Origin of the sequence: Noviherbaspirillum sp. ST9 (assembly GCF_048799745.1) — a bacterium.
GTDB lineage: Bacteria > Pseudomonadota > Gammaproteobacteria > Burkholderiales > Burkholderiaceae_D > Noviherbaspirillum.
Genome location: NZ_JBLWFR010000004.1, coordinates 65,595 through 87,236, shown reverse-complemented (window position 1 = coordinate 87,236; position 21,642 = coordinate 65,595). Strand labels below are relative to the sequence as shown.

17 protein-coding genes are annotated in these 21,642 nt (G+C 56.2%); 8 read left to right on the top strand and 9 right to left on the bottom strand.

What is annotated here, in order from left to right:
* The first annotated feature begins 362 nt into the window (after positions 1 to 362).
* The 6 genes from ACNOHI_RS09565 (at position 363) to ACNOHI_RS09540 (ending at position 5,496) form a co-directional block, all read left to right on the top strand.
* Positions 363 to 1,499 (top strand): GNAT family N-acetyltransferase, encoded by a 1,137-nt coding sequence (locus ACNOHI_RS09565; RefSeq protein ID WP_420474438.1) that lies wholly within the window; start codon positions 363 to 365, stop codon positions 1,497 to 1,499.
* Positions 1,500 to 1,588: 89 nt separating this feature from the next.
* Entirely contained in the window at positions 1,589 to 1,840 is a 252-nt protein-coding gene (locus ACNOHI_RS09560) for an acyl carrier protein (RefSeq protein WP_420474437.1), read from the top strand.
* 26 nt (positions 1,841 to 1,866) lie between these two features.
* Positions 1,867 to 2,694: a hydrolase 2, exosortase A system-associated gene (locus tag ACNOHI_RS09555; RefSeq protein ID WP_420474436.1), complete on the top strand. Its 828-nt coding sequence runs from the start codon at positions 1,867 to 1,869 to the stop codon at positions 2,692 to 2,694.
* On the top strand, positions 2,691 to 3,572 hold the full coding sequence (locus tag ACNOHI_RS09550; RefSeq protein WP_420474435.1) for a hydrolase 1, exosortase A system-associated: 882 nt from the start codon (positions 2,691 to 2,693) through the stop codon (positions 3,570 to 3,572). The genes ACNOHI_RS09555 and ACNOHI_RS09550 overlap by 4 nt, the downstream gene beginning before the upstream one ends.
* The gene (locus ACNOHI_RS09545; protein ID WP_420474434.1) at positions 3,566 to 4,864 is read left to right on the top strand and encodes a glycosyltransferase; all 1,299 of its coding nucleotides are present in this window, start codon (positions 3,566 to 3,568) and stop codon (positions 4,862 to 4,864) included. The genes ACNOHI_RS09550 and ACNOHI_RS09545 overlap by 7 nt, the downstream gene beginning before the upstream one ends.
* A gap of 14 nt (positions 4,865 to 4,878) precedes the next feature.
* Positions 4,879 to 5,496: a tetratricopeptide repeat protein gene (locus ACNOHI_RS09540; RefSeq protein ID WP_420474888.1), complete on the top strand. Its 618-nt coding sequence runs from the start codon at positions 4,879 to 4,881 to the stop codon at positions 5,494 to 5,496.
* A 38-nt stretch (positions 5,497 to 5,534) separates the two neighbouring features.
* Here ACNOHI_RS09540 and ACNOHI_RS09535 read toward each other — a convergent pair whose 3' ends face one another.
* The 9 genes from ACNOHI_RS09535 to ACNOHI_RS09495 form a co-directional block, all read right to left on the bottom strand.
* Positions 5,535 to 6,983, bottom strand: coding sequence for a right-handed parallel beta-helix repeat-containing protein (locus ACNOHI_RS09535; protein ID WP_420474433.1), 1,449 nt, complete (start codon positions 6,981 to 6,983; stop codon positions 5,535 to 5,537).
* 45 nt (positions 6,984 to 7,028) lie between these two features.
* Positions 7,029 to 8,060 (bottom strand): SDR family oxidoreductase, encoded by a 1,032-nt coding sequence (locus ACNOHI_RS09530; RefSeq protein WP_420474432.1) that lies wholly within the window; start codon positions 8,058 to 8,060, stop codon positions 7,029 to 7,031.
* A 28-nt stretch (positions 8,061 to 8,088) separates the two neighbouring features.
* The gene (locus ACNOHI_RS09525; RefSeq protein ID WP_420474431.1) at positions 8,089 to 9,369 is read right to left on the bottom strand and encodes a nucleotide sugar dehydrogenase; all 1,281 of its coding nucleotides are present in this window, start codon (positions 9,367 to 9,369) and stop codon (positions 8,089 to 8,091) included.
* Positions 9,370 to 9,736: 367 nt separating this feature from the next.
* Positions 9,737 to 10,483 carry a PEP-CTERM sorting domain-containing protein gene (locus ACNOHI_RS09520; protein ID WP_420474430.1) on the bottom strand — a complete coding sequence of 249 codons (747 nt, stop codon included), beginning with the start codon at positions 10,481 to 10,483 and terminating at the stop codon, positions 9,737 to 9,739.
* Between the two features lie 193 nt (positions 10,484 to 10,676).
* A complete protein-coding gene (locus ACNOHI_RS09515; RefSeq protein ID WP_420474429.1) occupies positions 10,677 to 12,272 on the bottom strand; it encodes an FAD-binding oxidoreductase in 1,596 nt (531 codons plus the stop codon).
* Positions 12,273 to 12,327: 55 nt separating this feature from the next.
* Positions 12,328 to 13,017: an N-acyl amino acid synthase FeeM domain-containing protein gene (locus ACNOHI_RS09510; protein WP_420474428.1), complete on the bottom strand. Its 690-nt coding sequence runs from the start codon at positions 13,015 to 13,017 to the stop codon at positions 12,328 to 12,330.
* A gap of 164 nt (positions 13,018 to 13,181) precedes the next feature.
* Positions 13,182 to 15,956 carry an XrtA/PEP-CTERM system TPR-repeat protein PrsT gene (gene prsT, locus ACNOHI_RS09505; protein ID WP_420474427.1) on the bottom strand — a complete coding sequence of 925 codons (2,775 nt, stop codon included), beginning with the start codon at positions 15,954 to 15,956 and terminating at the stop codon, positions 13,182 to 13,184.
* A 311-nt stretch (positions 15,957 to 16,267) separates the two neighbouring features.
* The gene (locus tag ACNOHI_RS09500; RefSeq protein ID WP_420474426.1) at positions 16,268 to 16,669 is read right to left on the bottom strand and encodes a hypothetical protein; all 402 of its coding nucleotides are present in this window, start codon (positions 16,667 to 16,669) and stop codon (positions 16,268 to 16,270) included.
* 272 nt (positions 16,670 to 16,941) lie between these two features.
* Positions 16,942 to 17,916 carry a lytic transglycosylase domain-containing protein gene (locus ACNOHI_RS09495; protein ID WP_420474425.1) on the bottom strand — a complete coding sequence of 325 codons (975 nt, stop codon included), beginning with the start codon at positions 17,914 to 17,916 and terminating at the stop codon, positions 16,942 to 16,944.
* A gap of 224 nt (positions 17,917 to 18,140) precedes the next feature.
* Here ACNOHI_RS09495 and ACNOHI_RS09490 point away from each other — a divergent pair, with 224 nt between their 5' ends.
* Together ACNOHI_RS09490 and prsK are read left to right on the top strand one after the other, a co-directional pair.
* Positions 18,141 to 19,544, top strand: a complete 1,404-nt coding sequence (locus ACNOHI_RS09490; protein WP_420474424.1) for a TIGR03013 family XrtA/PEP-CTERM system glycosyltransferase — start codon at positions 18,141 to 18,143, stop codon at positions 19,542 to 19,544.
* Positions 19,545 to 19,560: 16 nt separating this feature from the next.
* Positions 19,561 to 21,642: an XrtA/PEP-CTERM system histidine kinase PrsK gene (prsK, locus tag ACNOHI_RS09485; protein WP_420474423.1), complete on the top strand. Its 2,082-nt coding sequence runs from the start codon at positions 19,561 to 19,563 to the stop codon at positions 21,640 to 21,642.

Genomic DNA, 21,642 nt, shown 5'->3' with positions numbered 1-21,642 from the left:
AACCACGTCGTCTGGTGCCCTTTCGGGCCGGCCAAATGCAAGTGAACCATGGCGCGACGCTTCTTCGGGAATGCCTCAGTATTATTCTTATCCAGATGCTAGAAAATATGCCTCGTTGCCGAGAAAATTATGCCAGAGAATGTTAACTAACACTCAAGTATATTAGTGAATTTTCAACTATAATCCTGAAAGTTTGTTCGCTAGCAAGCCCTCCGCTTTTCGTCGACGACAGGGATTCATAATTGGTGCATGCTCGGGCTCGCGTGCGTTTTTCCCACGGCGACCGTTGTTCCAGTTTAAGCAACACCTCGCGACGCACGACAACTGCGACTTCGTTTATCTATCGATTGCGGCACTAGTAAATGTACAAAGTCAGCATTTATAAGAGCTTCGAAGATTTGCCTCCAAGTTTCGAAGCGCTATTCGAAAAGTCGAGCGTGTCGACGGGAGTATTCTTTAGCCTCCCCTGGTTCAAGAATCTCGCTGCAAACGTATTCGATGCCCAGGGGCCTCTCCGGGTCTACGCTATGGAGTCAAATAATGCGCCGGGCACGCCACTTCTGGTGCTTCCGATGCGCCTTGACTCCTCGACTGCTTCCTTCCTGGCGCGCCGCGATCTGAGACCCGCCGCAAATTACTATTCTTCATTGTTCGGGCCCGTCTTGGACTGTGCAAGTCCAGGCGCGACTGCCTATTTGGCACCACTTGCAAAGGCAATTGCGCAAGATCGGCCGCGGTGGGATACGGTCGATTTGCATCCAATGGCAAAGGATTCAGCTGTATTCAGTTCCACGATTAATGCCTTTCGCGATGCCGGAATGTTCGTGCAATCCTATTTCTGCTTCGGAAACTGGTATCTGGACGTGGCCGGTCGTTCGTATGACGAATATTTCGACACTCTTCCTTCCGCGCTCAAGAACCTTATAAAACGAAAATCGAAGCGACTGGAAAAATCTGGACGCCTGCGACTCGATATCGTCACGGGAGGCGCAAACCTGGACTCCGCAATAGATGCTTTCGAAAAGATCTACAATCAAAGCTGGAAGAAGCCCGAGCCTCATCCAGAGTTCATTCCTGGACTGATTCGCAGTTGCGCAAAACTCGGTTGGCTCCGCTTGGGCCTGGCATATGTTGACGATGTGCCTGCCGCCGCTCAACTCTGGATCATTACGAATGGCGTAGCATCGATTTACAAGCTGGCGTACGATGAAAAATACTCCGACCTCTCGGTGGGTTCGATTCTGACCGCAAAACTCATGCAACATGTAATTGACGTGGATCGAGTCCGAGAAGTGGATTACCTTACGGGCGACGACTCCTACAAAAAGGACTGGATGTCGCATCGCCGCGAAAGATGGGGAATCGTCATCTTCAATCTACGGACGCTGCACGGATTGCTGGCGGCCGCTCGCCATGTCGGGGGACGGGTACTAAAAAATATGATGGAACGCATCAAGCGTAATTCTTCGCCGGCAATGACCCCGACTGTGGAAGCCTGACGAAGCCCGAAATCAACCATTCAACTTTGAAGTCTCGCGCCCGGAATGATAAGACATCCTGGGCATGTTTCAGGCAGGCAGGGAGAAAAATGCAATACATCGATGATGTAAGGATGATTCTGAAAGACGTCCTGGCTTTAGGCGACCGGGCGTTCGAACTGAAGGAAAATTCTGCGCTGATCGGGAGCATTCCCGAACTGGATTCCATGGCCGTCATCAACGTCTTGACGGCATTAGAAGCGCATTTCGGCATCACCTTCGAGGATGATGAAATTAGCGCGTCCACGTTCGAGACATTGGGTAGCTTGGTCCAGTTCGTTGAGCACAAGCTCAGCGAGTAAGGACATTTCGGACCGGGGAGCCGGGAATGGCCATACCATTCTTCCTTGACGTCGGGTCGGGCGATCGTTTTTGCATCTACCACGCCCCTCTAGACGAAGGCGCCATTCGCGGCGCATATGTCTATATCCATCCCTTCGCCGAGGAGATGAACAAATCGCGGCGAATGGCCGCACTACAGGCAAGATCCTTTGCCATGGCAGGCTACGCAGTTCTACAGATTGACCTGTTCGGATGCGGTGACAGTTCCGGTGATTTTGTCGAGGCAAACTGGGACATCTGGAAGGACGACTTACGTGCTGCGGTTGCTTGGCTTGAGCGCAAGACAGGAAGCGTGGCTGGCCTCTGGGGCCTGCGGCTCGGCGCTCTTCTTGCCCTTGATCTTGCCAATGAGGCCCATCGACCTTTTCAGGACCTTCTATTGTGGCAACCGGTCGTCAATGGTGAAGCCTTTCTTACGCAATTCCTGCGCATGAGACTTGCCAGTGAAATGCTTGGCACTGGTGCGGAAAAGACGAGTGGCACCCAAGTAATGCGTGAGCGCTTGTCAAAAGGCGAAGCAATGGAAATCGCCGGATATGAGCTTGCTCCAGCGTTAGCCGCCCGTATAGACAGTCTGAATGCGGCTCACCTGACCATCGCTTCGACGCCAATTCACTGGTTCGAAGTCGTTGCCGAACATGGCCGGCCGATGCCGCCGGCGTCAGCACGGATAGCATCAGGCTGGGAGGAGCGGGGTGTCCAAATACATCGCCACCTGATTGCCGGATCATCGTTTTGGGCCTCGCAGGAGATTACCGAATGCCCCGAACTGCTGAAAGCCACAACGGGCCTGTGTGATGAGGTGTATTCGTGAATTTCAAGCAGCAGGCGATTTGCTTTCCATGCCAGGGCGACAATCTCTTCGGAATCCTCAGCCTGCCGGAACGTCCATCACCGCGCGGGGTGCTCGTGATTGTCGGCGGGCCGCAGTATCGAGCAGGCAGTCATCGTCAGTTCACTCTGCTCGCCAATGATCTTGCCAGTCATGGAACGCCTGTCATGCGTTTTGATTACCGCGGCATGGGGGACAGCGAGGGCGACACCAGGAGCTTCGAAGAAGTTCAGGAAGATATCCGCCACGCGACTGATCGATTCTTCGCCGAGGTGCCCGCCCTGACGGAGATCGTGCTGTGGGGACTCTGCGATGCAGCTTCTGCCTCCCTGTTCTATGCACATCGGGACGCACGCGTGCAAGGCCTCGTCTTGCTGAATCCATGGGTTCGAACCCCCGGAGGCATGGCAAGGGCTTACCTGCGGCATTACTATCTCTCCCGATTACTTGACAAGGAATTGTGGAACAAGATTCGCAACGGGCAGTTTGATTTTATTGACGCCCTGCGTTCACTCATGACCATGACAGGCACGGCATTCAAGAAAAGGCCATCGCTTTCGTCCGAAACGGCAACAGGAATGGCCGAAGCACCGAGAACTGAAGCCGCAAGTTCTTTGCCTGACCGAATGCTCGACGGCTTGTGTCGTTTCAAAGGTAGAGTGCTACTCGTTATCAGCGGTAACGACCTCACCGCTAAAGAATTTCTGGATGTCGTCAACGGATCGCGCAAGTGGAAAAAGACACTCGCGTCGACGCGCATCCAGCGCCGAGACCTGGCAGAAGCAAATCACACGTTTGCGCTTCGTGAGTGGCGAAATCAGGTTGCCGATTGGACCAGGGACTGGATCAAATCATGGTAAAACGTGTTCTCATGATTGCCTTTCACTATCCGCCCTTGCGCGGAAGCAGCGGCATTCAGCGCACATTAAAATTTTCACGCTACTTGCTAGAATACGGGTGGCAACCGGTTGTACTGACATCCAATCCGCGGGCTTACCCAAGCACGAGCAATGATCAGATTGCCGAAATTCCTGCGGAGGTTCCGGTACATCGAACGTTTGCCCTCGATACATCCCGCCACCTTGCGTACAAGGGGCGTTACTTGGGATTTCTCGCACTACCAGATCGATGGGTCTCATGGTGGCTCGGAGCCGTCTCGCGCGGCCTGAGTCTGATTCGTCACTCCCGACCTCACGTGATCTGGTCGACTTATCCGATCGCAACTGCTCATTTGATCGGGCTTACCCTGCATCGCCTTACGGGCATCCCCTGGGTTGCAGACATGCGCGATCCGATGACGGATGCCAGTCACCCGACAAATAAGCTGACAAGGAAAGTGTATCAGTGGATTGAACGTCAAGCGATCATCCATAGTACAAAAGTCTTGTGTACTACACCTGGAACCGTCAAGCTTTATCGAAGTCGATTTCCACACGTTCCAGCATCTCGGTTCTGTTTAATCGAGAATGGATATGACGAAGAGAATTTTTTGTCTTCCGAAACGGGCGTTGGTCCCGCACCACTTGGAAACAGACCGGTTGTACTTGTACACAGCGGTGTCATCTATCCCTCGGAACGAGATCCACGTCCATTATTCGAAGCCCTTGCTGAGCTGTTAAATGCGGGCAAAATCTCTCCGGACTCGCTTCAGGTTGTGCTGCGAGCGACGGGTCACGATGAGTACTTGCGCAAGCTGCTCGTACAGTACGGGGTGGAGGCCGTCGTCACGCTGGCACCACCAGTGCCGTATCGCGAAGCCCTCTCGGAAATGTTGACGAGCGATGGCCTTCTTCTTCTTCAGGCCGCAAACTGCAACCATCAAATACCCGCAAAGCTATATGAATACCTGCGTGCTCGACGGCCAATTCTTGCGCTGACGGATCCCGATGGTGATACTGCGAACAAACTCCGATCTGCCGGAATAGACACAATTGCGCGGCTGGATTCGAAGAATGACATTGTGCGCGGAATTCTTCACTTCCTTGATTTGCTCACATCAGGAAAAGGGCAAATTCCATCTGGAGAAGCTGTCAGCAGCAACTCCAGGGAAGCACGAACCAAGGAACTGGCGTTCGTCCTGGATGAAGTTCTGGGAACGAGAGGGGAATGCGCAAGTAACGAAGAAGTCCTCGTTGGAGACGATAGAACATGAGAACTCTCTTGAACATGCTCCTGGTGTTGTCCCTCTCTGCGGCGTCTGCCCCGTCGTTTGCAAACTACTGCGGAGAACTGACAAATGCATATGGTCCTTATGACTATAGAGACAGGGCTAACTTGAAAGCCAATCTAAAGATCGTCGAGGACAATCATTTCACGCCAGAAGTAGAAAAACTCATTGCTGGCAAGAGCAGTTCAATTGGTGGGGATCTGGACTACACATTGCGCGCATTCCCGAATCACCATCGTGCATTGACAAGTGTTGCTCGCCTCGCTGTCCGGAGCAAGTCGCCCAGTGAACGAGGTATGAAGTATTCGTTCGAATGCTATTTCAATCGTGCAGTACGGTTTCAACCTGACGACCCGGTTGTCCGCACGATTTATGGCAGCTACTTATCCAAGGTTGGACGTTGGAACGAAGCATTGGAGCACTTAAGTGAGGCAGTCAGATTACAACCGGATAATCCGACCAGTAACTATAACCTCGCACTTGTGTACTTCGAAAAGCAAGACTACGAACAGGCGCGGCTCTATGCAAAGAAGGCCTATGACATGGAGTTTCCCCTGCCTGGATTAAAGAACAAACTTATCCAGCGCGGGAAGTGGGGAGACGAAACCGCCAAGTAACGCCCCGGCAATAGCAACTGGACTTTGCCTGACGCTGTCTATTGTACAAGGCAGGCAGAGAAGTTTTCAAAAGCGCCATACGCTGGATGTGAAGGACGATTCTCTCGACACAAATCTAGCGGCGGCCGACTCATTAACTCCCGTCTCGGGGTTTCGCCGCTCCATTCAAACCGTTTTCCTGTTACATAGAGCGCGCGTATTGGATGAAGCCCGAGATAGGAATTTGTCATGAACGTCTCGAGATTATCGAGCTTGCGCACAATCCCTTCATCCCTGCTTCGGATGTGGCCGTCGACAAGGTTACCCTCAATGTCGGCGCTGCTTTCCGGGAAGCGAATGGCAATCCCGCCGGTATCAATGAGCGTGTTGTGGAAGATCGTGCTCCCAGCGCCTCGGTTAACATAAATGCCATCATCGGAGCAGGAGGCAACGAGATTCGATTCAATCACCCCTCGCTCCTGTTCCAGTATGCACCTCTGGTCACGGCAAAAATTGCGACCGGTACCCCCGCCCCCCAGAGACAAACCGACCCGCTGGCCTGGCGCCCCCTTGAGGAGGTTTTCGCAGATTACGATGTTCTGCTCGAAGCGGTTATCTGCCCCCGCTCCCTTTGCAAAGGCCCCGAAACTGATCCTGTTGGACTGTCCTTTGATGAAATCAGTGATCAAGTTCCGTCGGATTACCCATCGGTTTGCAGCAACAAGATCAATTGGTGTTACTGGATTATCGGTTAGGCGGATGCTTGCGTTCGTCAACGTATTGTTCTCAATGATGCCGTCATCTGGCATCTTGCGATCAACGCCATTGATTTTGAAATGCGAGTTGAAATCGATGATGGAGTTATTGCGGGCGATAAAGTGGTGTGCGTCCCCGGCAATGTGAAATGCGTGTTCGCAGCTGTCATGTGACTTGCATACGCCTCGAATAACGAGATTCTCGAACGTCCAGTATGGCGCGACGACGAGAAAACCTTCCGAGTTATCCAGTTCAAGATTAACGGTTCCCGCCTGCGCAGCACGCACAGTAATGCGCGCGCCCGACTCCCCCGGCCTATTCACAACGACTGGTTGGCCTCGAAAACGGTAAGTCCCCGGCGAAAATGTAATGACGTCCCCGGCGCGCGCTTGGGCTATCGCGGTCATCGCCGCTTCCGTCGAGTCAACCCGGACGACATTATTTCCAGTCAGTTCAATCACGGGACGTGGAGATTCACCTTGCTGTGCACCGATACGCAATGATGGACGAATATCTTCCAAGTGGCGGCCGCGGTCCAGCGATGTGAGCGAGTGCGCAATCCATTCGCCTGTCTTCACGATGAAGGGGTTATGCTGCGATACCCGTCGCTCGATATAAGGCGCGAGCACACGGGGTGGAACGCCGATCGATTCAATCAAGTAAACCCCTGCTGCGCCGCCCGCCAATAACGCAAGCCCCAGGAGGGTGATCCATTTATTCTTTCTGGAGAAGCGACTGCGATTGCGGGGCATTGTCGTGGCGCTTTATTGCATTGGGGTTTACGCGATCGGCTCCGGTCAGGACGCCAAACGCCGAACGTACCAGTCCATTGCTTGGCGAAGCCCGATGTCAATTGGATGGGTCGGTGCAAAACCGAGCAGTTTCCTCGCCTTCGAAATATCGGCCTGAGAATGCCTGACGTCCCCTTTTCGGAAGTCGCGGTAAACCGGTTTGTGGTTATGCAGATGTGCGAACTTGTCGGACAGTACGGTGCGCAATGTCTGATAGAGCTCGTTGAGCGTAGTGCGATCGCCGAGGGCGACGTTGTAGACCTGGTTGACGGCTGCGCTATCCTTCGTCAATGCGGCGAGAATATTCGCCTGCACGACGTTTTCCACGTAACAGAAATCCCTGCTGGTTTCACCATCGCCGTTGATTGCGAGCTCGGCATTCTTGATAAGCGCTGCGATCCAGTGCGGGATAACAGCAGCGTAGGCACCGTCGGGATCCTGCCTGGGGCCGAACACATTGAAGTAGCGCAACCCGATCGACTCCATGCCGTACGTTCTTCCGAACACATCAGCATACAGTTCGTTCACATACTTCGTGACGGCATATGGAGAAAGTGGTTTGCCGATCTCTTCTTCGACTTTCGGCAACTTGGGATGGTCGCCATACGTCGAGCTTGACGCCGCGTAGACAAATCGCTTCACGCCGGCGTCGCGCGCGGCAACTAGCATATTCACGAAGCCGCTGATATTGCTGCCGTTCGTGAGGATAGGATCCTCGATCGAGCGGGACACCGAGCCTAGCGCGGCTTCGTGGAGAACAAAGTCGGCACCCTCGGTGGCCTTGACGCAATCATCAAAGGACTGAATATCTGCCTTGATGAAGTGAAAATTTCTCCAGCGGTCGGATCCGACAATCTGCTCGACTTGATCAAGGTTGTGCAGATAACCGGTTGAGAGATTATCCAGACCGGTTACCTTCTGTCCCAGCATCAGCAGCGATTCGACGAGATTGGAGCCAATGAAACCGGCGGCCCCCGTGACCAGCCACGAGTACTGATGTTGACGCAGATGGTCTTGTGCTTCCTGATATTTGGTCATGTCGCCGCCGCTGCAGGTATCGCGTTCCTTAGAGGCGCCACACCGTGATGCCCGTGTCTTTGAGTGCAGCTGCATTGAACTTGGACTTCACGTCAATGAAGCAGCCCTTGCGAACCACTTTTGCCATGAAATCGGAAAGTGGTCGTGCCAGGAGTTCCTTGTGCGAGACGGCGGCAATGATGGCATCGGCGCGCGGGAGGTTTTCCCAGGTTTCGAGTTCGATGCCATATTCGTGACGAGCTTCGGCCGGGTCGGCGACTGGATCGTGCACGTGCACTGTGACGCCATAGGATTGAAGTTCATTGATGACGTCCGCGACCTTGGAGTTGCGCAGGTCGGGGCAGTTTTCCTTGAAGGTCAATCCGAGGACGTTGACGCGCGCGCCGCTGACGTTGACACCGGCACGAATCATTTCCTTGACCGTCTTCTCTGCAACGAACTTGGCCATGTTGTCGTTGATGCGGCGGCCTGCCAGGATGACCTCTGGATGGTAACCGATCATTTCTGCCTTGTGCGTCAGGTAGTAGGGGTCGACGCCGATGCAATGTCCGCCCACCAGGCCGGGCCTGAAAGGCAGGAAGTTCCATTTGGTTCCCGCGGCTTCCAGCACTTCGGTGGTGTCGATACCAATCTTGTCGAAGATGATCGCCAGTTCGTTCATCAAGGCGATGTTCAGGTCGCGCTGGGTATTTTCGATGACCTTTGCGGCCTCGGCCACCTTGATGCTGGAGGCGCGATGCACGCCGGCGCGCACAACGGTTTCATACAGCTTGGCGACGCGCTCGAGTGTTTCGGCATCGTCGCCGGAAACGACCTTGAGGATGGAAGTGAGCGTGTGCTCCTTGTCGCCGGGGTTGATGCGCTCAGGAGAATAGCCGACGTGGAAATCTGTTTTCCAAGTCATTCCGGAATGCTTTTCGAGAAGCGGGACGCACACCTCTTCCGTTGCGCCGGGATATACGGTCGATTCGAACACAACGACTGCGCCACGCTTCATGTGCTTGCCGACGACTTCACTCGCGCCTGCAAGTGCGCCGAAATCGGGTTGGTGCGCGAGGTCTACCGGTGTCGGTACTGCCACAATGATGTAGTCCGCTTCGGCCAGGTCGGCCGGATCATGCGTCACCTTCAGGTGCTGCGCGGCGCGAAGCTCTTCTGAGGATAATTCACCGGTCGGGTCGATGAATTCTTTGTAGCTCTTTACTTTTCTAACGGACAGATCGAAGCCGATCGTCGCTTGTTTTTTTCCAAATTCGACAGCAAGCGGAAGTCCGACATAACCGAGCCCAACAACGGCAACGACGCTCATAGGGATCTCACCTTCGTATGTGAAAGTTGTCTGAATATAACAGATAGATTTATAAAAAGCATTAGGGTGTTTCGCATCCTGGCCGCTTGGTTGTCACTGCAGGATTGCGAACTAGGGAACGCTGCCAAGCTCGCCTCCCTGTTCGTCGTAAAGTGAAGTCGAAATGACGGCAGCTGGAGAAGCTCGAGCGCGTGATTATTGGAGCGAGATACATCTGGATCTGGCGATACTGTCGTGCGTTCGGGGTGACTGCCATGCACTTGGCGCCCCGTGCGGGTGCGCTGCCGAGACAAAAATGCCGTTCAGCTTTCGCTGAACGGCAGCTTAAATCTCTTCGCAATGAAATGCGACGAGTTGAGGCAGGAGGTCAGCTCGATTTGCGGCGGCGTGCGGAGGCAATTGCCAGCAGGCCCAAGCTCAGCAACAGCAGCGAGCCCGGTTCCGGAATGCTGTTGCCAGCGAAGTTGCCCGTACCCGTCGAAATGAGCGGCGAGCCAGTCGGGAAGAACTTGGTGAAGCTGTTAGTGAACGACAGGTCTGCGCCGTCTTCCATCGTGTTCGTGTCCAGGTTCCCCTGTGCGAGACCACCAACGACATCCCACAAGCCCTGACCGAGAAGGAAGCTCGGGAGGAAGTTGAAGCCGGTAAGCGTGACACCATTAATGGCATGGCCGGCGAGCTCCAACCACAAATCTCCGTCCGTCGCCGTTGCCGCCGTCAGCGCCAACGGGTCTGCGGGATTCGCATTCGGCGTCTTGTCGACGTACACCTTCACGAAGCCGCCACTATAGAAGATTTGCGTACCAAAGCCCGCTGGGTTCGGAATAAGCGCTCCTCCGATCGGCGTATAGCCGCCATATTCCACGGTCAGTTCACAGCCGGGGCAGAATGTGGCCGAGCCCGTGCCGTTGATTGTCGTCAGCACACCGTAACCTGACAGCACACCGGTCACTGGGTTGATGAACTGGGACAGCGTTGCCGTTGTACCGCTAAAGTCCAGTGCCGCGTCCGGATCCCAGACAACGCCACCGACATTGATCGTGCTGGCCTGTGCCGACGTGGCGGCTGCTGCGGCCAATGCGACTGTCGCCAGCACTTTCTTGAGTAGTTTCATTGAAAATCTCCTTTGAGAATCGGTTTCCTGACCTTAATCCTTCCTTGCTGCAATGGCTAAAGCATGTGCCGTGCCAAGAGCCGGTCAAAAATACAAGTCATTGTTTCTTAGAGATTTTCTTTCTTCTCGGTACTCGCTTTTGCTCGTTACTTCTTGTCAATGTAAAAAATCTCGACAGGCAGCAGTTGTGGAATTATTGGTAGCGGCCGGGCGACAGTAAGTTGTCAGGATCGACTGCCTGGCGCAAGCGCGCATGAAACCTGAGGGAATCGTTCTGCAGGCCGGCGATTGTCGGCATGGTGTTGACCCCGACACGATATGGAAAAAATCCCGACACCCGCCCCTCTTGCAGCAGGCTTTCATAGCATGCCGTGGCGCGGGCTACCGCATGTTCGTCCTCGCGTCGGAAAATGATCGGGACCGTACTGTCGAAGAGCTTGTCGCTAATGGAAGTAAACGTGATCAATGGCTCGATGCCGTGCGCCACCGTGACGCGTTTGACCATATCGGCATAGGCACGCACTGACCCCGGACGCATGGGTACGAGCGGCGCGTACCAGATGAGCCCGCAGCCGTCGCGCGACGGATCCAGGGCACTCCCTTGCGGGGCGTTGGGATTGCGCCAGTAAGCCAGGGGGAGCGCGGTTTCGTTTGGACGTCCATTCACCAGTTCCAAGGCTTTGGCGAGTGTGTTCGACGTACTGCCAAGGCGCTGTCCGGCGGCACCGGGAAGCAATCGCGCCAGCTTGGACAGTGCCATGGCTCCGCCAGGACTGATGAAGACCAGCCGGCTGGCGATTCCGGCCAGCGCAGACTTCATTTCCTTTTGCGCGGCCGCGACCATGCGGCGCGTTCCGTAGACGGTACCGAAACCCGTCCACGGGAGCACCTGATACTGGCGCCCGAGCTCCTGGACGACGGCATCGGGGATAAGGCCGTCAGCACCAATCCTGTCAGTCGGATAGGGTGCGGACATGGCAAGAACGCGATGGCGGTTCATCAGGTTGATGCCGCCGATCGTGCCCGGCAATCGGCTGATGGCCGCTCGGATCGCTTCCACGGCCGGCTCAAGCAGGCTGTCCTCCTTCAGGCTGAAGAAGCACACTTTGACGCATTCCGGACGGCGCGCAAGGGCAATCGTCATGCGGGTGACGATACCAAACCCGCTTTGCGTAAAAAGGCCCGCGGAATACGCGCCCAGACCCCATTTGAACAGGCGGGCCAAGTCATCACCGCCGGCTTCCCTGAGCGCGGTACGGTAGAGCGTACCGTCGGCGAGCACCGCCTCGATGTCGGTAACGGCGGAAAAATGGTCCGTGTACGGCGTGATGCCGTAGCCGCGCTCGAGTGCGTTTCCCAGAAGGCTGCACTGTGGTCCGCCGCCAGTGACGGGTACCAGGTAAGGGTAGTTCCCTTTGTCGAGGAATTCGGCCAGCATGGCCTGCGTGACGCCGGGTTCGACGGTCACGACGCCCAATTCGGCATCGAAATGCACGATCTTCCGCATGCCGGACAAGTCAAGGATGACGCAGTCGTCCTGCACGGGAAGGGAAGTGCCGTATCCCCAATTGCGTCCGGTGCTGATCGGATAGACGGCCACCTTGTTCCGCGAAGCGACACGCATCACCTCTGGGATGACACCCGCGTCATGGATGCGAAGCGCCGCCGGGATCCTTCTCTTGATCCCGCTCGCATCCTTGTCGTACGCAGCCTGCGCATCGTCGCCTTGCAACACGTTCGAAGCGCCGAGAATTGCTTGCCATTCGCCGAGTGCGGTTGTCAGGTTCATGATGTGCGGTCTCCCATGTCGGATTGGGCGGCGTTGACTTGGGCGTCGACGCCGCTCAGTTCAGGTTGATCAGTCGCTGGGTAATGCCTGCCTCCTCGCGGGGCGAGAAAAAATAGGGATACAAGGAACGCGAGGCACCGGCCTGGTCGCTGGTACCGCCGTGCTTCAGTATCTGCTGTTCGACGTGTTCGAGATCGAGCCATAGCAGGAAGGCAGGCGCGTTGACGCGCGGATTGGTCTTCAGCTCGCCGAGCCTGGTAAATCCCAGAACCCGCTCGTAATACGCGCGATGACGCGGATTCACTTCGATAAAGACGTCCGTGCAGTCATGCAGGCGACAGGCATAGATGAAGCAGATATGAAACAAGGATGCCAGCGCGAACTTAGAGTCGACCTTGGCATCGATGGCGAGCTTGGTCAGCTCGCATAGTTTGCGCCCGGGACCGCGGTGGCGATCCAGCTGATCCTGAAAGATTTCATCGGCCAGGAGGCCGATGGGCGAATCGATGGCGAGCGTCACGGTGCCGATCAGTTCTTCCTTCATGTAGGCGGTCAGGGTGATCCGGTTCGGGCTGGCCTGGACCGGCTGTACGCCCGCATAGCCTCGCCAGGAGTACATCTTGTCGATCAACATGCTGGCGGAGTTTCTTCCAGCGTCGGTATCGGCGAGACGTATCTTGAAGTCCTTGACGCTCAAGACAACTGCATCGGAAGGCTCCGACGGCGCCAAAGCAGATTCGATCATGTTCCGGCTTGTTTCCATCGCAAACACCGGAAAATGGTTGCGCGCGAATGCGCCACCGACTCCCTGATCAGCACTGAGCATGTATGAGGTCCCCGCTTTTTTGGTCTCGAGTGAGTGCTTCCCGCAGCGAAATTCCTGCGGGACGTTTATTCTTGTTGTTGCCCCTAGTTGAGCTGTTTGAGGAGCGATCGCGCCTCGTCAGCCTGCTCGAAAGACTTTCCGCTCGCCAGCAGCTGTTCAAGCTCCTTGCGCGCCTGTGCCTTGTCACCCTGCTTGAACAGTCCTTGGGCCAGATGGAACCGGATACCGGGCGCTTCAGGCGCCAGTGTGACGGCCTTTTGCAGCATCTGGAGGCCGCGAGTCAGGTTACCCTGTTCGACGAGAATCCCGCCCAGCGTGTCGAGGACCGCGGCGTTCTCGGGTGCGATGCTGAATGCCTTCTCGGCATATTCGAGGGCGCGCGCATTCTTTTGCTGTTGGTAGACGAGGGCAATGTTGTTCAGCGCGACGAGGTTCTTGGCATCCGATTGAAGGACCGACTGGTATTGTTCGACCGCGTTAGGCAATTGCTGGTCTGCCGCGTAGGCCGACGCAAGGTAAAGTCGCGTCATGGTGTCCGTCGGGTGCTCCTTGACCCACTGACCGACACGCACGATCCCTTCCTTGCCCTTGCCAGCGAGTTGCATTGCCTGGTGCATCTTGATCACAATCGCACCTGACTTGCTGTTTGCAAAGCCTTGCTCGTAGGCCTTGAACGCGGGTTCTGCCTTTTTCTGCGTCATGAAGATATCGCCTTCAAGCATGTAACCGGTTGCTTTTTTGGGCGACGTCTTTTGAATCTGCTTTGCGACCTTCATCGCCTGCTCATAATTGGCGCGCTGAATCTCGATGTTGGCCAGCGCGAGCTGGGCTTCGAGGTAGTCGGGCTTGATGTTCAAAGCCGATTTGAGGGCATCGGTGGCGCCGTTTTGGTTCTGCATCGCCATGTGGACGGAGGCGATCCGGAATTGGGTGATCGGCGAGCCGGGGTTCAGCACTGCGAGTTTCTTGTAGCTCTGCAGGGAAGCCGCAAGATCGTTGTTGGCAAACTGGGCCTGCGCCAGCAAGTCGAGTGCCTCGACACTGCCGGGATTTGCAGTCTGCAGTTTCTGCGCGAGGGTGAACGCCTTCTGTTTTTCCCCCAATCGCAGATAATGCGTGGCCAGCATCGTAGCCTGTTTCAGGTCGCCCGGGTTGTCGTTGCTTGCGCGTTCAAGCCAGGAAGTGGCTTCTTCCTTGCGGCCCTGGGACATGGCGAGCTCGGACAATTTGACCATCGCCTGCGCATTCTTCTTGTCGACCTCAAGGAAAGCCTCCAGGCGCTTCTTGGCGGCGTCGGGCTTGTTTTCCTGGACATCGAGGCGAGCAAGGCTCACGACGGCAGGAAAGTAGTCGGGTTGCAAGGCCTGCGCCTTCTGGAAACTGGCGCGCGCCGAGGCGGCGTCCTTCTTGCCGAGGTAGGCGACACCTTTCAGGTTTTGCAGGAGGGGATTGGTCGCTTCGTCCTTTTCAAGCTTGGCGACCGTGGCGATTGCCTTGTCGAATTCCTTCTTTCGAATGTGCGTCATGACCAGCAGCGCGGCCGCCTGTTTCGGTTGCGGATCCATGTTGGTGGCCAGCTCGAGCTCAGCGATGCCGCGTGCGTCTTCGCCCTGGGCAAGGCGGCTCATGCCGAGCGCGGTGCGGATAATGGCGGTATCGGGTGCCAGTGCACTTGCCTTTTCAAGGTATTCGGTCGCCTTGGTGAAGTCCCTGGCGTGCATGTAGGCTTCGCCTGCGAGGGTCAGCAGCTGCGGGTCCTTGTCAGCATCCTTGAGCATCGGCGTCAGAAGCTTCAGGGCGCGGGTTGTATCGCCATTCTTCAGCAACGTTGCGATAAGGAGCTTTGATGCATACGGATTGCCGGGCGCGCGTTCAAGATAGCGTTTGAGATGCTGTTCCGCCTGCTGTGTCGATCCGAGTGCGTATTGCGTTGCTCCGGCCAGCAATACCGATGGCATGTGGTCGGGCGACACACGCAGGACCTGCAGGATGGACTCCAGTGCTGCCGCGTGCTTGCCTTGACTGAAGTCGAGCAACGCCTGGGTGTAGGTGATGTGGAGCGACTGCGCGTCCTGCTTGCGCGCCGTGTCCAGCTCGGCCTTCGCGGCGTCGAACTTTCCCGCGTTGATGTGGATGTGCGCGCGCGACAGGTAGGGAACGATATTGGCCGGGCGGAGCTCCGTGGCCTTGGCATAGGCGGCGAGCGCATCCTCTGGCTTGCGGCGCAGCCGCATCAGGTCGCCCTTGAACAGCCACGCGTCGACGTTCGCCGGGTTCTTTGCAACCGCCTGCTCGGCAAGCGATGCGGCACGCTCGATATCGCCTTCCGCAAGCACGACCTTGGCCAGTCCGATTTGCACTTCCGCGTTATCCGGATTTTCCGCCAACGCGGCATTGAGCATTTCCTTTGCGTCGTTCCGCTTGCCGAGGCCAAGATAGGCCTCGCCACGTACCGCCAGGATCTGCGCATCCGGCTTTTCCCTGGCAGGCTGCTTGATATCGTCCAGCACTTTCTGGAACTGCCCCTGGAGAAGCAAGACCTTGCCCAAGGTAGGCAATACGTCCGCAGGCGCAGCGCCTAGTTCTAGCGCCTTCCTCAACTCTTTCTCTGCGGAAAGTGGATCATTCACCTGGTAGTAAATCATGCCGAGCAACCGGCGCGCTTCGCGGTCTTCGGGGCTCTTCTGGACTGCGTTCTTCAACTGGATGATTGCGGCCTTGAATTCGCCCTTTTGCTGATACGCCTTTGCTTCGGACACGAGCGCCTGCGTATCCTGGTTCTTGCCACACGCAGTGATCAGGCCGGCACAGCTCATGACGAGTGCAAGTGTCGTGATGACCCGGGTTTCGATTTTCATGCTTGTTCTCAACTTAGATTGTTGGGGAATATGCCAAAACAGCGGACCAGAAACACGCCATGCAAGGATGACGCAGTCATTCTCATCCGGTCACCGACCATGCATGTGCGCAATGCATCTCTATTGCAATTTTTCCTAGAGATTAACAAAACTTCATACGCTCATGTGTGAATTCTGGTGGCTGTGGAAACGAAAAAATGGGAAATCACTGCGATCAGATCGCACGAGGTGAAAACGAGAGGGGGAAGGTGTTGCCCACCTGAAAGAAACAGGTGTGAAATGATGCGGAGAAGAAACAGTCGTGCGCAAATTCAATGCAGGATGAAATACCACGCGACATACAGCAGACCGGCCGCCATGAAGAGGTAGAGGGCACGCTCATTCTTTCCGGCCTGGAGCTGCTCTTCTCTCTGCTCCGGAAGGTCAGGGTTGGACAGGAACACCATGTCGTAGCTTGTCCGCACCGTCTTTCGACGGTCGCCCATAATGTCGCGCAGGTCCTGGATACTCAGGCGTGTGATGTCATGCATCCTGATCAGAATGGATGGCGCAACGGGATACCCCCGATAGCGAATGTGACTGATCACAAGCGGTGGAACTTCCAGTACTTGAGATAGCGCAATATCGCTGTCCAAATGCAACATATCCTTGAGAGCATCCATGAGGCGGTTGGGGTCATATCGCCTCTGGCTGTCCTGCGTGTTGGTCTTCATCAAGAGTTTCCCTTCACGTATGGAAGCGCAAGTGCGACTGCGCCTCCCTGGCCTGACATACGGCTAGGTCGATCTGCAATCGCAATGGTCGTCCGTCCTAACGGGCGGGCAGAATTCCAGCAGCGCGACCGGCCGCGACAATATTGCTCTCTGTCACAATTTTCATTGAAAGCATAAAGAGTGCCATTCGACAAATCTCGAGCAAAATGAAGTACTTAGAGATTTGAACTCGCGTCGGGTGTAAATTAATTCGACGATGTTGGACGACGGCGCTATTTGCGCGCAAGGGACAGGCGCGTCATCAACGGCGAGGCATCGACGACATGGGACTGGAAGGGATGGACGGCTTTTCGGTATAGCCGGGTGATCTTGCGGACATAGTCTTTGGTTTCGGCAAACGGAGGGATGCCGCCGTGCGATTCAACCGCGCGCTCGCCGGCGTTATAGGCCGCGGCAACGAGCGTCACGTTGCCCTGGAAATACGCGAGCAGCCAGCGCAAATAGGCGAGTCCGCCCTTGACGTTATCTTCGGGATCAAAGGCATTGCGTACCCTGAAGCGTTGTGCGGTTTGGGGCATCAGCTGCATCAGGCCTTGGGCGTTCTTGGGTGAGACGGCTTTCGGCTGAAATCCTGATTCGACAGAGATCACCGCGAGGGCCAAGCGCGGGTCGACACCGTAGTTTGGCGCAAGTCGGTTGACCATGTCGAAAATCGGACCGCGCGGAAAAGGATGTTCATCCAGGTCTTCGTCGCTTTTGACGACGACCTCCGGTTGCAGGCAGGCCAGTGGCGCTGGCTCGGGCAAGGCGGGCATATGCTGAAGCATTTGCGCTGCATGCTGATGTCCGTGCTTCGTTGCCTGCTCGAACAGATGTCGGGCCATACCGTCATCTCGTTCGACGCCGCGTGCGTTCGCATACATCCAGCCCATTTCGTAAAACGCCTGCGCGTGCCCCAGCTTTGCTGCACGGCAATAGATGGCGAGTGCCTGCGGCAAGTCGCGCGCCACTCCCTCGCCATGCTGGTATCGATTCCCTAATGCGACAAGCTCTTCGGTGTTGTCGATCGTGTTCGCATCGAGATGTTGTGCGCGAGCCGCAGCTGCGCCGAAGGCCAGTGTGAGGATGAACGGCGCGATCGATAAAGGGTTCGAAATCACAGTGCTATTTCTGAAGAGAAATATTCTTCTTTTGTTGAAGCGCGATATTTTTTTCGCGTGGAAGTGAAAACTCGCGCGAAATCCCATATATGTGGGACGCGTGTTCGCACTTCATTGTGGTGCATGCGAAACACACTTTCAAAAACTCAACACGTGCACTAAACATATTGTGCATCTGTGTACAAAAATCAATAACATGCTGAACTAAAAGTCGTTATATTTTGTTACATTTATGACTCCTGTCAAAATTGCACGGTGGTACCGTCGCATCCCCGCGTAGAGCAAAGACAAAAGATTCGGGAGAGCAACAGATGTTAAGGATTTCCAACCACTTCGTCTCTGCGGCGGCAGTCACATTGCTTCTCGTCGAATTGCTTGTGCTGATCGGCTCTGCTTATCTCGGCGTATCGCTTCGCTTTCTCGACCTCGATATTCCCGAAGCATTCAAGCGCGAAAGCATGCTGACCTCGGCGATTGCATTCGCCGGTGTGATGGTGTGCAGCATGAGCGCATTCGGCATGTACCAGATCGTTTTCCGCGAGAGCTTCCGCGTGACTTTCCTGCGCTTGATGCCGGCATGCGTACTCGGTTTCGTTTTGATGACGCTGGTGTTCTATGTGCTGCCGGATCTCTATATGGGTCGCGGCATCCTTGGTTTCATGTTCATCGTCGCCGTGCCTGCGATCCTCGTCACGCGCATGGCGTTCTTCAAATCGGCGCAGACCAGCCTCCTCGAATCGCGCCTTCTGTTTCTCGGCGCGGGCGCTCTCGCGCAGGAGTGCACGATCCTTGCGCAGGATGGCCGCCTGAATCACAAGTACAAGATCGTCGGCTATGTTCCGACGAAGGATCAGGAATGCTGTGTTCCCGCAACGGCGCTGCTGCCGATGAATTTCGGCGATCCGTTGTATGACCTGGCGAAGCAACTGAACGTGAATGAAATCATTGTGGCTGTCCAGAACCGGCGCGGCGGCGCGCTGCCGATCCGCGATCTGCTCACCTGCAAGCTCAACGGAATCAAGGTGACGGATTCGGCTGCCTTCTTTGAACGCGAGGCATGTCAGATCCGTGTCGATTCCTTGCAGCCGAGCTGGCTCGTCTTCGGCAACGGCTTCGACCAGGGCTTCTTCCGTACGCTGGGCAAGAAGACCTTCGACATGGTGGTCAGCATTGCCGTGCTGATCGTCGCCATGCCCCTCCTCATTGTGACGGCGCTGCTGATCTATCTCGAGGACCGCGGACCGATCTTTTATCGACAGGAGCGCGTCGGCAAGGATGGCAAGCATTTCATGGTCCTCAAGTTCCGCAGCATGGGCGTCGATGCGGAACGCGGAGGCACGCCGCAGTGGGCGGCCAAATCGGACCCGCGCACGACGCGCGTGGGCCGCGTCATCCGGCTGCTGCGCATCGACGAATTCCCGCAGATCCTGAATGTGCTGAAGGGCGAGATGAGTTTCGTCGGACCGCGTCCCGAGCGTCCCTACTTCGTGAAGCAACTGTGCGAGGAAATCCCCTACTACAACGTGCGCCACAGCATCAAGCCCGGTATCACGGGCATGGCGCAGGTCCGCTACCACTACGGCGCGTCAGTCGCCGATGCGGTGCAGAAGCTGCAGTACGACCTGTACTACGTCAAGAACAACAGCTTGTTCCTCGATCTCCTGATCCTGATCGATACGCTGCAGGTAGTCATTCTCGGCAAGGGTAGCCGATGATCTTTGGACGGCATTGATGTGGTCTCTGATTGCAGGTGTCAGTTATTCGGTAGCCACGGCCGCCTACCTGCTCCTGTTCGCCCTGCTGCTCGTTAAATGGCGCGGCAGCCGCCACGGAGCATTGCTGGTCCTCGCCTGCGGCGTCACCGTGGTGTGGTCGGCTTCGATCGTCCTGATCACGATGCGCAACATGCCGATCTCGATGCATATCGGCCTTCTGGAAATGCTGCGCAATGCCAGCTGGAGCGCCTTTCTGCTCGGCGTCCTCAGTCCGTCGTACCGCACGTTCATCATCGCCGGCTATCGCGCCAGCAAGCAGGTGCTGCTCTTCGCCGGAATCTATGGCGTGCTGTTGATCGCTTACCTCCTCGCCTATGCGGCCGATGGCATTGTCAGCGAGATCGCCGGCACGCTCAGTGGCAGCATCGGTTTCATCGTGATGGCCGTGATGGGCATGCTGCTGATCGAACAGCTGTTCAGGAGCACATCTGAAAAATCGCGGTGGGGCATCAAGTTCGCCTGCCTCGGCATCGGCGGCCTGTTCGCCTATGACTTCTATCTGTATGTCGACGCCCTGCTGTTTCGCCAGGTAAATGCCGAGATATGGGCGGCGCGCGGCGGCGCCATTGCCTTTGCTGTCCCGCTCATCGCCGTGTCCGCCGCCCGCAACCCCGACTGGTCGGTCGGCATCTCGGTATCGCGCCGCATCCTGTTCCATTCGGTAACGCTGATCGGGTCGGCGCTTTATCTGCTGGCCGTCGCGGCCGCCGGCTATTACCTGCGTTTTTTCGGCGGCGAATGGGGGACGGTGTTGCAGGTCACTTTCCTGTTCGGCGCGTTCTTCCTGCTCATCGCGGTGTTATTTTCCGGCACGTTCCGGTCATGGTTGAAGGTATTCATCAGCAAGCATTTCTACAACTATGGCTACGACTATCGGGAAGAGTGGCTGAAGTTCACGCGCATGCTGTCCGTGGAAGGTCCCCAGCTGGGTGAACGGGCGATCGAAGCGATTGCGCAACTGGTGGAAAGTCCCAAGGGCGTCCTGTACATGCGCAACGAATCCGATGAGTGTGTCGTCGTCGCCGAATGGAACACGTCCTTTCCCAATGCACCGGAACCCGCTGACGGCTCACTATGCACGTTCCTTCGGAACCGGCAGTGGATCATCGATATCCAGGAGTACGATACACAGCCCGAGAAATATGAGGGGCTGACCCTGCCGGGCTGGCTGCGCAGGTTTCCGCAAGCCTGGCTGATCGTGCCCTTGCTACAGAACACGACGCTGCTCGGATTTGTCGTCCTGTCGCGGCCGCGAAGCAAGATCACGCTGAACTGGGAAGTGCTGGACCTGCTCAAGATCGTCGGCATCCAGACGGCTGGCTATCTCGCCAAGCAGCAATCCGCGGACGCGCTGGCTGTCGCACGCCAGTTTGAAACATTCAACCGCATGTCGACCTTCGTGGTGCACGACCTGAAGAACCTGGTGTCGCAGCTCGCGCTGCTCGTTGCGAACGCGGAAAGGCACAAGGGCAGTGCGGAATTCCAGCGCGATATGCTGGAGACGATCGAACATGCCGTGCACAAAATGCGAGTACTCTTGCAGAAGTTCAACCGCGAATCGACGACGGAAAAATCCGGCCCGGTTTCGCTGGACAGGATCCTGCATCAGGCGATCGCGTCGAAAAGCGCGGCCGATCCGAAACCCCGGCTCGAGGTACAGCGCGAAGGGCTGGCCGTTTCTGCCAATTCAGCACGGCTTGAGCGCGTCATCGGCCACCTGATACAAAACGCCATCGAAGCCACCGCACGCGACGGGCAAGTCACCGTTCGATTGACCGAGCAGGAAGGCAGCGCGGTCATCGAGGTGATCGATACCGGCAGCGGGATGAGCGAGCAGTTCATCCGTGCACGATTGTTCCGGCCTTTCGAATCGACCAAGGCGGCAGGCATGGGCATCGGCGTATTCGAAACTCGGGAATACGTGCATCAGATCGGTGGACAGCTGGACGTTGACAGCGAGGTGTCAAAGGGCACAACCTTCCGGGTAAGACTGCCGCTGTTCGTCGACGAACAGGATTGCATGTCGAACGCCGCTTAG